Source organism: Peptostreptococcus russellii (genome assembly GCF_003012055.1).
Lineage (GTDB): Bacteria > Bacillota > Clostridia > Peptostreptococcales > Peptostreptococcaceae > Peptostreptococcus > Peptostreptococcus russellii.
Genome location: NZ_JYGE01000004.1, coordinates 156,061 through 169,666 on the forward strand (window position 1 = coordinate 156,061; position 13,606 = coordinate 169,666).

General features: G+C 29.3%; 10 protein-coding genes and 1 other RNA gene. 2 read left to right on the forward strand and 9 right to left on the reverse strand.

Annotated features, from left to right (window positions below; translation table 11 throughout):
• Positions 1 to 19: 19 nt before the first annotated feature.
• From UF10_RS05815 to UF10_RS05830, 4 genes are all read right to left on the reverse strand, one after another.
• A complete protein-coding gene (locus tag UF10_RS05815) occupies positions 20 to 259 on the reverse strand; it encodes a DUF896 domain-containing protein (RefSeq protein WP_106776888.1) in 240 nt (79 codons plus the stop codon).
• Between the two features lie 110 nt (positions 260 to 369).
• Positions 370 to 1,797 carry a MocR-like pyridoxine biosynthesis transcription factor PdxR gene (gene pdxR / locus UF10_RS05820; protein WP_106776889.1) on the reverse strand — a complete coding sequence of 476 codons (1,428 nt, stop codon included), beginning with the start codon at positions 1,795 to 1,797 and terminating at the stop codon, positions 370 to 372.
• Between the two features lie 170 nt (positions 1,798 to 1,967).
• Positions 1,968 to 2,157: non-coding RNA, 6S RNA (ssrS, locus tag UF10_RS05825), on the reverse strand.
• 187 nt (positions 2,158 to 2,344) lie between these two features.
• The gene (locus tag UF10_RS05830) at positions 2,345 to 3,367 is read right to left on the reverse strand and encodes a LacI family DNA-binding transcriptional regulator (RefSeq protein ID WP_106776890.1); all 1,023 of its coding nucleotides are present in this window, start codon (positions 3,365 to 3,367) and stop codon (positions 2,345 to 2,347) included.
• A gap of 345 nt (positions 3,368 to 3,712) precedes the next feature.
• Here UF10_RS05830 and acpP point away from each other — a divergent pair, with 345 nt between their 5' ends.
• Positions 3,713 to 3,940: an acyl carrier protein gene (gene acpP / locus UF10_RS05835; RefSeq protein ID WP_106776891.1), complete on the forward strand. Its 228-nt coding sequence runs from the start codon at positions 3,713 to 3,715 to the stop codon at positions 3,938 to 3,940.
• Positions 3,941 to 3,992: 52 nt separating this feature from the next.
• Here acpP and UF10_RS05840 read toward each other — a convergent pair whose 3' ends face one another.
• Both UF10_RS05840 and UF10_RS05845 read right to left on the reverse strand, forming a co-directional pair.
• Positions 3,993 to 5,003, reverse strand: coding sequence for a nucleoid-associated protein (locus UF10_RS05840; protein WP_106776892.1), 1,011 nt, complete (start codon positions 5,001 to 5,003; stop codon positions 3,993 to 3,995).
• Positions 4,993 to 5,913 carry an RluA family pseudouridine synthase gene (locus UF10_RS05845; protein WP_106776893.1) on the reverse strand — a complete coding sequence of 307 codons (921 nt, stop codon included), beginning with the start codon at positions 5,911 to 5,913 and terminating at the stop codon, positions 4,993 to 4,995. The genes UF10_RS05840 and UF10_RS05845 overlap by 11 nt, the downstream gene beginning before the upstream one ends.
• A gap of 217 nt (positions 5,914 to 6,130) precedes the next feature.
• On the opposite strand from UF10_RS05845, the gene UF10_RS05850 reads away from it, so the two are divergent.
• A complete protein-coding gene (locus UF10_RS05850; RefSeq protein ID WP_106776894.1) occupies positions 6,131 to 6,979 on the forward strand; it encodes an NAD(+)/NADH kinase in 849 nt (282 codons plus the stop codon).
• Between the two features lie 40 nt (positions 6,980 to 7,019).
• Here the strand turns inward: UF10_RS05850 and UF10_RS05855 are convergent, their stop codons facing one another.
• The 3 genes from UF10_RS05855 to UF10_RS05865 form a co-directional block, all read right to left on the reverse strand.
• Entirely contained in the window at positions 7,020 to 8,366 is a 1,347-nt protein-coding gene (locus UF10_RS05855) for an HlyC/CorC family transporter (RefSeq protein WP_106776895.1), read from the reverse strand.
• A 409-nt stretch (positions 8,367 to 8,775) separates the two neighbouring features.
• Positions 8,776 to 12,390 carry an AAA family ATPase gene (locus UF10_RS05860; protein ID WP_106776896.1) on the reverse strand — a complete coding sequence of 1,205 codons (3,615 nt, stop codon included), beginning with the start codon at positions 12,388 to 12,390 and terminating at the stop codon, positions 8,776 to 8,778.
• Positions 12,391 to 13,605, reverse strand: a complete 1,215-nt coding sequence (locus tag UF10_RS05865) for a metallophosphoesterase family protein (RefSeq protein WP_106776897.1) — start codon at positions 13,603 to 13,605, stop codon at positions 12,391 to 12,393. It lies immediately after the preceding gene.
• Position 13,606: the final 1 nt, after the last annotated feature.

Sequence of the window (13,606 nt, forward strand, 5' to 3'; positions counted from 1 at the left end):
CTAATATTTTATCTACTACTTATACTTCTACAGTTTCTTCAATTTCTACTGTTACTTCTTCAACCTCTTCATCAGGATGAACAACCTTTATATTACTTAACTGTTGTCTAAATCCTGCTCTGAAATTTTCTAGAAATTCTTTTCTCAAAATACCTCTTTCTTTTTCTTCACTTGATGTAAGTTTTCTTTCCTTGGCAAACTTTGCCAATTCATTTATTCTTGCTAATTTATCTTTATCGAATTCATTTATCATATCCATAGTTATACCTCCTAAACTCTGTCTTCCGAACTACATTATACTACACCTTATAGATTTTTGCTATATATTTTTTATTTTAATATTTGTATATAAGAATTAGATCTTTAGACTTACTGCAAGTCTGAGTTGCTTTTTATTGAAAGCGTATTAAACTCTTTATAAAAATCATCCAAGTTATCAGCTATTATATCTACAGCCTCCTTAACTCTTTCTACAGACTCCCTAGCAATATTTATTCTAAAAAACCTATCATCTATCTCATTGTCAAAATAAATAGATCCTGGTTGCAAAACAACTCTTTTCTTCAGCATGAAGTCTACAAAGTCTCTAGAAAAATATCCCCTACTCAATTCAATAAAAAAGTTAATGCCTCCATCAGTTTTAATAACTTTTAACCTTTGCCCTAGTCTTTTATTTATATAGGAATAACATTCAATAAATTTTTTAGTGTATATTTTTTCCACTGTTGAAATATGCTTTTTCCAATCAAACTTATCCATATAGTAGTATAAGGATTTCTGAATCAAAGTAGATGTTGATATATCAGAATTATATTTTGATAACATAGCTCTGTTCATAAGCTCAGTAGGAATATCCATCACACCTACTCGTAAGCCTGGCATAAGTATTTTAGAGAAACTCTTTATATAGATTACTCTATTGTACTTATCATAACTTTTTAGAGTTCTATTATTGCTTGAAAGAAACTTAAAGTCACTTATGAAGTCATCTTCTAATATATAAAACTCATATTCCTCTGCAAGCTCTATTAACTTTTTTTTCTTACTTTCTGAATATGTTATACCAGTTGGATTTTGAAAGTTAGGCATTACATATATCATCTTTGGTCTGATTTTATCTAACTTTAATTTTAAAACACCAATATCTATACCGTCTTCCAACATTGGTATTGGAACTAACTTTGATCCCCTACTCTTTAAAACGTCTATAGCACCTGCATAAGTTGGTTCCTCAATAAAAACAATATCAGAGTAATTTATAAGAGTTTTGGCAACTATGTCTATTCCTTGCTGTGCACCAGATATTATCATCAAATTCTCTGAACTAGTATTTATATTGAAGTTTTTCAAATATCTTACCATAAGCTCTTTTAGGTCACTTATGCCATTTCCCTCATCATAATTGAATATACTTGCATCATCTTCTTCGAGGGCCATATTTATAGCCTTTTTAAAATCTTCTATAGGAAATATCTCCGGTGATGGATTTCCGCTATCCAGCCTATAAAATTTATCATCCTCATCTAAATCCCTCTTAGAATAACCATTACTTTTGCTTGATATGAAAGTCCCACTTCCAACTCTCTTATTTACATAACCGTCTGACTCTAGTAACTCATAAGCCTTTACTACTGTTACATTATTTACTTCCAAAAAACTTGCTAACTTTCTTATAGGTGGTAATTTATCATTTGAATTTAACTTGTCTTCCAGTATCATTGATTTTATATTATTGTAAATCTGTATATACTTACATTCATTACCAGAAAAATCTACCTTGTAATCCTCAAACTCCATAAATATCCCCCTTTATCAATATATTAAATATCTTTTATATGAGCCATAATGACATATATATTCTTTATTATTCCTATAGATATAAATATTTTTTTAAATACTTATATAAACTATAACACAATTACTTAAATATTAAATAAAAAATAAAAGTGTTGCCATAAGACAACACCTTTACTCCCAAAACACCGTAGGCTAATTAAATTCACACCCGAGAATCACCCAGGTGGGTGACCCGCCATATATTTTCCGAATTCCTAAATGCAATATTTAGGCTTTTCTTACTCGTATATGAACGATGTCTCCCGTATTACAAATGTAGGTTGAACTTACATATAACCTTGTCGTATGTTCTAGCTATATATACATTATATACCAAAACACAAATTTTTTAAAGTTTTTTTGTATTTTTTTTCTTAAATAATGTTTTTTATTTTAAAATTTATATCATCAATCATAAATAAACTTAATTTTATTCGTTTTTCAAAGTATATTGTTAATTAACTAAATAATTGTATATAGCTTCTCTTATATAATTACAAATATGATTTTATTCATTTCTATCAAGAACACTTTCCCTGTCAACTATTCTATAAGGTAGTTCTACTTTTTTCTCTCCAATATCTTGTCCTTGTATTACCTTTATAATCATTCTTATTGCCACTGCACCCATATCAAATAAAGGCTGATAAACAGTTGTTAATTTCGGTCTATATATCTTGGCAAACTTAACATCATTAAATCCTGCAACTGAAATATCTTCTGGAACCTTATATCCCATATCAAAACAAGCATTTATAGCACCTATCGCTGCTTCATCACTCGTAGCAAATATTGCGTCAGGCTTTGTTCCTTCATTTAATAGCTCTTTAGCCGTAGCATATCCATCATTATATGTAGCTCCACACGATTTAACAAGCTTATCATTGTATTCTATATTATTTTCACTAAGAGCTTCCTTATATCCCTGAAGCCTAGCATCTGCAAGATTTGATATATGATAGTTTGTTCTAAGTAGAGATATATTTTTATGACCTTTATCTATCAAAAATTGTGTCATATCCCTAGTAGCAGGTGCATTTTGAGTAGAAACATTATATATATCAAAATCTCTAGTTGTTTTACTAATATAGACTGCTGGTATACCACTGTTTTCTAGTATATTCACTATCTCTTGATCTATATCCCAGCAAATCATGACTATTCCTTCTACCTGCTTTGCTCTTAATAAGTTTATATTTTTTATTTCCAATTCTCTTTCTGAGTATGTGTTAGCAAGAAGTATATCGTAATTATACATCTTTGATATCTCTTCAATACCGTTTAATACCTCTGCTGAAAATGTATCTGTTACTTCTGGCACAATGACACCGATTAACTGACTCTTTTTAGTTACCAAACTTCTTGCTAATGGATTTGGTACATATCCCGTTTCCTTAATAACGTCTAGAACACGCTGCTTAACTTCATTTGTAACAGGTTTAGAATCATTTATTACTCTCGATACCGTAGATATTGAAACGCCAGCTTTTTTCGCAACATCTTTAATTGTGGTTGGTTTCTTAGTTACCATTTTATAATCTTTGCCTCCTTTTTTTATTTTATAAAACTAATATAGTTAATTATATATAATATCTTATCCTTGTACAACACTTTCCAAATAGTTGTATTCCCTAATAATATTAATTAAATTTAGCTGTATCCATTTTCCTCTTATTTTCATTATATACTATTCACAAAAATAAATATAGTTTTTTTCGGTATTTTTTGTTGAAAAAAAGCCAGTAATATATTAAGATACTGTTATAAAGTGTTATTTACTTAAAAATGTCAACTAGCCACTATGATACTTTTTTTAATCGTGGTGCTTAAGTAATTAGTTGCCTAGACTAAATAATTTGTGGGGGAGGTAATCTAAATGTTTGAAAAAATCAAAGAAATCATAGTCGACAAGCTAAACATAGATGATGACAGCTTTATCACTTTGGATACTGATTTAATGGAAGATTTAAATGCTGATTCTCTTGATGCCGTTGAGATAATAATGGACATTGAAGACGAATTTGATATTACGGTTGAAGAAGAAGATGTTGAGCAGATCAGAACTATTTCTGATATCATCAATTATATTGAAGAAAACAACTAAGATTGTAAAAAGGGACATATATATGTCCCTTTTTACGTTCAAGATATTTTATTTATTTTTCTTCATAAAACTCTACATTTTTAATAGTGATATCTACGCTTCCATCACTATTTTGTCTTATAGAGTACTTCATTGGATCTTCAAAATCTTCCAATAAGCCTTTTACATCAAATCCCGTATTTGTCTGTATACGTCTTCTTTTCAATTTTTTTTCAACCCAAGTTTTATCTATTGGAAACTCTCCTGTAATTTCTTTGTCTTCCAAGAGCTCTTTATAACTTTCTTTTCTTTCATCATCTACTATGCACTCTTCTACAAATTTGTCTATATCAACATTATTGTCTTCTTTCAGAACATAGTTCATCATACTTCTAACATCTTCTGCATCTTTTACATTGTTTCCATATGCATTTGTAATCCAGTTATCAGTAACATTTTTAAAAGACTTTGTAAGATACTTCTCATCTCTTACCTTTTCAACCTTTAAAAACTCTGTTACAAAGCTAGAATCTGTTTCATTTTTCTCTGCAACTTTATCTAAAACATTTAAATGCCACTCATCATTTACACCACTCACACCAACTAGTGCTGCATGTACAATCTTCTGTGATGACTGAATTGCTATATCATTAGCTATCATTTTGATTGATACCTTTTCATTTTCATCATCATAACCGATTTCATGAGTATATAACTTTTTATAGTCAAGCTTAATAATAGCTACACCCTTTTGATCCTTATTTGTATATAAAACCACGGCTAGATCACAAGAATCAAGCTCTGCATTTATCTTCATTGCTTCAAATAAAAATCCTGCAATACCCTGTGAGCTTACAACAAATGAGTTTTCGTCATATAATATATGATCACAGCATACTCTTATTTCATTTTCATTATAATCGTTAAATTTTGCTTTTCTTAAATCATCATCTCTCAGTACTCTTCTAATGATTTTTTGATAAAAGGCGTCTATCTCAGGTGAAATAGCATTTTCTGTGTCATTTAGCACTGGAAAATCAGAATTTTTATCCAATACATGAATTATTACCTTATTAATAATCAATACTCTTTCCTCCTAACTTTTCTATTAATTCCTTCATATCTTCTGGAATATTACTTTCTACTTCGATTCTATTTTTAATTCTAGGTTGATTTAATCCTATCCTACAAGCGTGAAGTGCCTGTCTTTCTATAAGATTTTCATCTACTCTTCCATAAAGATCATCACCTATTATTCCATGCCCTATATAAGACAAGTGGACTCTAATCTGATGAGTTCTCCCAGTTTCTAATCTCAGCTTTACAATAGTGGCATTTTCCATTCTTTCCAACACTTGATAGTGAGTAATTGATCTTTGTCCCCTAGGATCTACACATCTAAGAACAGAATTCTCTTCAGATATCATAAGTGGCTCATCGATAGTTCCAAAGTCATCTTTCATCACACCATCAACTACTGCTATGTACTCTTTATTCATTAAATCATCGCTCATATCTTTTGATAGCCTATGATGTGCATATGCATTTTTGGCCAACACAACAATACCAGATGTATTCATATCCAGTCTATTAACAAATCTTACCTTGTACTCTTCCTTTGACTTTTCGATATAATTTATAACGTGGTTTGCAAGTGTTCCCTTGTAATGACTCTTGGTTGGATGAACAACCATATGTGCAGGCTTGTCCATAATCAATATATCAAAGTCTTCATACAAGAGCTCAACCCCCAAATCCTCAGATACAAAATCACTCATCTCTTCCTCTATAGGAATCTCTATAATGTCACCACTACTCACTATGGAAGATGGTTTTTTAAATTCGCCATTAACAAATATTCTTTTTTCTCTTTTCATTTTAGATATTGATCTAGTTGAAAATTCCAATTCATTAAGCAAGAACTCCTTTAGTTTAATGTCTTCTTCAACAGATATTACAAACTTATTCCATAATTGTTTTTCTTCAATAAACACAATTTTTCCATCCTTAACTAAGTATTTCTTTTTATCTATACCTTGTTATTATACCATAAATATATTATTTCCCATAAAATTTTATTAACTTTACTTTTTCTTATTATTATAATAATCTTATTTTTTTCACTAGATTTCATTTTCTTGTTTATTTTTACACTCTTAGTTGTTATCATATACTTATAGTATTTATGAAAGAAGGTTGAAAAATTATATTATGAAAAAAAATATTACTATTAGATCTAACCGTCTAGATATTTCACAAAAGATAAAAACAATAATCACAAAAAAATTCTCAGAATATGGATATAATGTTAGCGAAGAGTTTACAGATAAAACTTCTTTAGTAATATCTATTGGAGGAGATGGCTCTTTTCTAAGGGCTGCTAGAGAGCTAGACTTCCCTGATGTGCCTTTTTTCTGTATTAATACAGGCCACTTAGGTTTTTTTGCTGAGATACTGCCAGATGAAAAAGAAATTGATTATTTTATAGACAGCTATATGAATAATGAGTTTGAAATCAATGAGCTTCCTCTTTTAGAGATTGATATCGAAAATAGTGTTCACTCTGTTAGAGACTATGCAATTAACGAATTGGTCGTTAGGGGAAATCGATCTAGAACAGCTCATCTAAACCTTTTTGTAAATGGTAATTTTATGGAAACATTTAGCGGCGATGGACTTATACTTTCAACATCAACTGGTTCCACAGCGTACAACTATTCAGCAGGAGGTAGCATTGTTGATAATCGCTTAAAAATTATGCAAATCACTCCTATTTCTCCTATTAGTAGTAATGCTTTTAGAAGCTTTACATCTAGCATTATACTACCTGCTGAGGATAGTGAAATTAGCATAAATCCTGAGTATAAATTTGATAATTCTATACTCATAGTGATTGATGGAGAAGAAAAAAAGTACCAAAATATCAGTAAAATTAAATCTCGACAGGCAAGTAAAAGAATAAAGCTATTAAGATTAAGAGATTATGAGTTCTGGAATAGAGTTTATATGAAATTCCTTAAAACTTATGACTACAAGGAAAATGAAAGAAAAAGTTTTTAATTTAGTTAATTAAAAACCAGATGCCTGAGCATCTGGTTTTTTAATCATTATCTTTATTGCTTTCTTTTTCTTTATATTCTCTAAATGATATTTCATCATCTATTTCTTCTACATCATCTATCATCATTCTAATTGCAGCAATTCTATTTTTATCAAGAGATAACACCTTGACTCTAATAAAGTTGTTTAGTTCTATCTCTTCGCCTTCTATTGGAAGTCTATTTAAATAACCTATGATATATCCACCTATCGAATCAAACTCACCTGACTCAATATCCTTATGTAAGTACTCATTAACATCGCTAATTTTTGTACTACCATCAACAATATATTCATTGTTTGATATTTTAACTATTTCATCTTCATGTTCATCATATTCATCTTCAATATCTCCAACAAGTACCTCAACTAAATCCTCTATTGTCAAAAGCCCAGAAGTACCACCATATTCATCTAAAACTATAGCTATCTGAGTTTTTGCAAGCTTCATTTCTTCTAAGAGCTGAGAAATTTTCTTAAACTCATATGTAAAAAATACATCACGCATATAATCTTCTACCTTAAAAGTTTCTTCCTCTTCATCAGTTAAAAATATTATATCTTTAATATTCAGTATTCCTACTATATCGTCAATATTTCCTCTATAAACTGGAAATCTACTCATTTTTTCTTCTTTAAATAGATTTAAAACCTCATCATAGTTTGCATCAGCACTCACTGTAACCATATCTATTCTCTGAATCATAGCATTTTCTGCCTTCATATCACCAAACTCAAATACATTGTCAATTATTGCTTTTTCTTCCTGCTCCAGTACACCTTCTTCGTGACTGAAGTTTACCATAGCTTTTAGTTCCTCTTCTGTAACAAGAGACTTCGGATCATCGTCTTCGATTCTTAATATTTTAAATATCAATGTAGTCATTAGGTTTATTAAAAATACTAAAGGAGCAAATATTACAATAGACAAGTTTAATATTTTGGCAACAGCTAAAGATACTCCCTCTTTATTATTTGAAGCAAGAGTCTTTGGTGTAACCTCACCAAATACCAATATAAGCACTGTCATTATAGCTGTAGCCCAAGCTACACCCTGACTTCCAAATAGACCTACCATTACAGATGTAGATATAGATGTTGCTGCTATATTTACTATATTATTCACTACCAAAACCGTGCTCAAAAGCTTTTTAGGCTCAGATATTAACTTTTCTAATACACTAGCACCTTTAACGCCCTCTTCCTTTAAATGCCTTACTCTTACCTTGCTAATTGATGTCAGCGCCGTTTCAGCTGCTGAGAAAAAAGCTGATATTGAAAGCAGGATAAACAAAATAACTACCTGAATCCACAAACCACCAGAATCCAACAAAAACCACTCTCCCATATTTAAAATTATTTTATCTTTAAATTTTAGACACTTCTAACTCACCTATAAGTTTTCTGCCTTAAATTATAATACAAATTTATTAAAACTTGTATATATATAATAAAAAAGCCTTTCTTGTCCACCTATATACTTTGCATACCTTGTATGCTTTATATATAGCAAAACATCTTAAAAAAAACAAGTAAAGACTTAATTACTTTGTCAAACTTTACGCTTTTATTATATCATAATAAAACACAAATTTCTATGTATTTGCCTGATAATATTTACTTTTCATTTTCATTTAATATCTTTTTAAAAACTAATCATATATTGAATATTCCCAAAAATAGATACTTTAAAATATTATTTAAAGCTTTAAATATTTCTTTTTCAGATTTTTTATTTTAAATTAGTAAGATAGACTTTAATCAAGTACTTGAGTAATTATAGAAGATGATATAGACTCATCCATCTCTACTTCAAGCTTCATAGGTATTCTTGTTTTTATCTCGTCAACATGTGATATTATACCTACGCTTAGAGTATCACTAGATAGTTTTTCTAAAGATTCTATAACAGTTTCCAGCAAGTCACTATCTAAAGTTCCAAAGCCTTCATCTAGGAAGAAAAATTCAAGCGGCGCACTTCCCTTTAGCTGTATTTGGGAAGAAAGAGCTAGTGCAAGTGAAAGTGATGTTAAGAATATTTCTCCTCCAGATAATGTATCTGCAGACCTTCTTATTCCACCATTGAAATTATCTCTTATCACAAATAAATACTCTGAATTGATTTCAAGTGAGTATCTTCCATTTGTAATACTATCTAGTCTTTTAGAAGCATCAAATACGATATTTTTTAGATATATTTGAGATAAGTACTCGACAAATCTGTTGCCCTTAAATATCTTTTCTAACTCTTTGATACTGTCCATTATCTTAGATTTTTTTTCCTGTTCTTTTAAAATATCTTCTACTACTCTCAAGTCATTCTCTAGTTTATCAAGTTTATAAATTGCTTTTGTCAATTCTTCCTTTAATAAATCTAGCTTTTCTAATATTTTATTTAAAATCTCTAGCTGAGCATCTTTTTCTTCCTTAGACACTGTTCGACTTAATAGCTTTTCATTTATATTTTTTAGTTTTATCTTATTTTCAGATAAACTTTCCTTATAATTTTCTATATCGAGCTTATACTTTTCTATCTCTCTATCATCTAAACAATATTTTTCTATCTCTTTATCATTCTCAAATTTATTCTCTTCTAAAAGAAGATCTAGCTTGCTCAACTGTTTCAATAAAGCTTTATTTTCATACTCTAATAAAGTTTTATTATTCTCTATTTTTCTATAAATGCTTTCAATATTTTTTGCTTCTTCTTCTAAATACTTTCTTGTTTCATTATAATTTTCTTCTACAACCCTTATAAAAGTATCTAGTATTCCTATAAATCTGTCTTCCAATTTACAGTCTAATTCAACAATATTTTTAAGTCTTTCTAAATCTACATTATCTTCTTTTTCAGAGATTTCTTCAGATCTGGATTTTATAGCTTTGTCAATTCCCTCTAATTCACTTTTTTTAATTGCTATTTCTTTTTCCAAGTTTATTAGGTCAGTTTTTATATCTTTTTCTTCTTTTTGAAGAGATTTTAAATTTTTAATATTTTTTTCTCTTTCAACTTCTAACTTTCCAAGCAGTTCCAAACTCTTTGATATTTTTTCATACTCATCCTTAAAGAACTCTTTATCAACTACTAGCTTTTCTCCAATTTCTTTTAGAATTTTATTTTTAATATCAGAAATTCTACTATTTATAGCTGTCTTTTCTTCATAAATTGCCTTTAAATCCTTATTTAAATCTTCAATAGATTCCTTTTTAGCATTATTATCGCTTAAAATCTTATTTTTTTCTATTAATAAAGAGTTTTCTACTTCTTTTAATATTTCTTTTTTCTCATTTAGCTTAATAAGTCTATCTTTCTTCTCCTCTATAAAAAGCTTGGCCTTCTTTCTGCTCTCCTTTAAATTATTTATTTTATCAGCAAGGCTTTCAAGAGATATTTCTCCATATGCTTTTTCAATCTCTAATATTTTTACATTATTTTCTTCAATATTTTTACATATATTCTTAATATCACTATTTAGTTCAGCTTTTTTTACTATTTCTATCTTTAGACTTTCTTCCAACTCTTCTAAAATTTTCTTATTTTTATTATAGCCATCTTCAATATATTCATTTAGCTCTATTTTTTCAACGGTATTATTACATACTGGGCATATATCACCCTTATGAAAATTCTCGCTCCATATTTCCTTTATCTGTGATGCTAATTTTTCTATACTTGACTCACTATCTATTTTAGAGTGTTTTCCTATTTTTATCTCAATATCACTAATGGTGCTTTCAAGCTTTAAAAGCTTATCTTCTATTACTTCCTTAGCTTTATTCAAGTCTATATTTTCTTCTTGCAGTCTTTTTTTACTAACAGTCAAGTCAGATAGTCTATTTGCTTCCTTTTCTAATAGATATAATTCTTCTGACATTTTTTCTAAAGTGTCATCATCTATCCCATCTGTATCTTCTTCATTAGATATTGCTTGCAAAGTTTTTGTTAAGTTTTCTTTTACTTCAGTCAGTTTATCTTCCAAAATTTTTACTTCTTCTTCATTTTCTTTAATAAGATTATTTTGTGAAGATATTCTTTTTTCATATTCATAAGTCTTATCCGAGTTTTTTTCTAACTCTCTAAATAATAGTTTTCCATCATATATTAAGCTCCTATACTCTTCATCAACTTTATTTTCGCTTATAGACTTTTCAATAGACTCTATTTCCTTAGCAAGATCTTTTTCTTTAACTGATATTTCCAGCAGTTTTTCCTCAACGCTTAACTTTTTTTCTTGCAAAATCCTTATTGATTCTTCAACTTTAGATATATTTTCTATCTCTCTAAGCTGCTTTTCTTTTTCTTCTAATATAATTTCCATATCCTTTTTAGTGGATATAATAAATGGCATTTCATTTTTCTTAGCTTCTATTTCTTTAAATTCAATATTTATTTCTTTTAAATTTTCTTCTAATTTAGAGACTTCTATATTTAATTCTTCTTTTTCTTTATCTAAACTTCTTACCTTCTCTTTTAAATCTTTTAATTTATCTATTTCAGGCTTTAATATCATAGCCCTATCTGAAAGCTCTAATTTATCACTTAACTCTTCTATTCTTTCTCTATTTTCCAATAGAAGTTCAAGAGTTTTCTCTATCTTCTCTTTCTCTTCTAGTAAATCAAATACTTGCTTAAACTCTTCATATTTTTTATTTTCGTCTATTTTATTTTCTTCTAGCAGCTTAATTTCTTTTTTAAGGCCTTCAATTTCTTTTTCCAAGTTGTTTTTTTCTTCTATATTTATATTTGGATATTCACTTAGCCTTGCTTGCAAGATTTCCATCTCTCCGAATAACTTGCCTCTTCTTTTATATATCTTTTTAGATAGTTCTGTACCATATTCTTCTAGACCGAATATACGTTCCAGCATACTTCTTCTTTCAGCACCTGCAAGAGTAAGAAATTCGCTAAACTTCCCTTGAGGCAGCACGACAGATCTCAAAAAATCACTTTCTTGTAAACCTATTATTTCTTTTATTTTTTTGTCTACATCGGTCTTTTTATCCGCCAATATTTCATATTCTCCAGAAGAGCTTTTCTTTAGCAGCCTAGCATAGTCACTTAGAGAGTTTCCATTAGCTTTATTTCTTTTAAACCTTCTAGATACCCTATATAGAGTTCTTTCTCCTGATTCTCCAAGCTCAAATTCATAGTCAATTGAAGCTTTTTCGTGGTTTGAGTTGATAAACTCCTTCGTTCCACGAGCTATATTTCCATATAAAGAAAGTGTAATTGCATCTAAAATTGTTGATTTTCCGCTTCCCGTCTTACCAAATATTCCAAATAAACCTCTGCTTGTAAGACTTTCAAAATCGACCACCTGCTTTGTTGCATAACTATTTAGTCCATCTATCTCAAGTTTTATAGGTTTCAACTACTCAACCTCCTCTTCATCATTAACTATGCTTTCAAATAAGTTCTTAACTTCTTCTGATGGTTCCATACCCTCATTATTTTTCTTATAAAAGTCAACAAAATAATCACTTATATTTGACTTGTTTATATCTATACTTTCTTTCTCAAACTCATAGTCTATACTTTCAATTATTGGCTTTATCTCCAATATATGCTTCATTGTTTTTTTCATCTTTCGTATTTCCGATAGCTTTAAGGCTTCCTTTGTTCTTATTTCAAAGTAAGCAAATAAATCTTCATCAGATCTTTTTTCACATATATCAATTGCTTCCTCAATATTGTCACACTCAAATAAAATAATCTGCTTATAGTTTTTCGTATATAACTTTGATACTTCTGCATCTTTTTGAGCTTCTATATCTAGCAAGTATACTGATTTCGCTGTATTTCTCTCACTCTTACTATACTGTATTGGAGAGCCTGAGTAATAGGCATTATATTTATTGGATATTCTTTGTGGCTTATGAATATGTCCCAATGCCGTATACTGTGATTTTTTAGGAAGGCTAGTTTTCTCTACAAGTAAGGATCCTCCTAGCTCTATCCTTCTTTCCGATTCTGATTTTTCACTTCCAACTACAAATATATGTGACACAGCAATATTTATCTCGTCTTCTCTATAATTTTCTTCAAGCGATTCAAATATATCTCCTATTTTTTTTGAGTAAGAGTCTTGCATATCCTCTATATTTTCAAAATTATCAATGGCATCATTTAGACGCTTTTCACTTGGATATGGAATTCCTATTATATTTATTACTTCATTCTTTATTTTTATCTTTGTAAAACCTTCTTTTCCTTCAAGAATTTCAAATCCCTCAAATTTACCAGTATCTGCCTTACTCATAGGATAACCTAGTATAACTATTCCTTTAGTAGATACTAGTGGTTTTATAGCTTCTAATCTCTCTGGATTATCATGATTTCCTGCTATAATATACACGCATCTATTTCCATCATCAGATAACTTTTCAATTGTCTCGTAAAACAGCTTTTCAGCAACTGCTGGGGGATTATATGTATCATATACATCCCCTGCAATTATTACCATATCCGCCTTTTCTTTTTCTACCAACTCAATAAAGTCCTGACAAAATTCTTCCTGCTCTTCTATTCTAGATATTCCTTCTAGATTTTTCCCCAGATGCCAGTCTGAGCTATGTATTATTCTCATA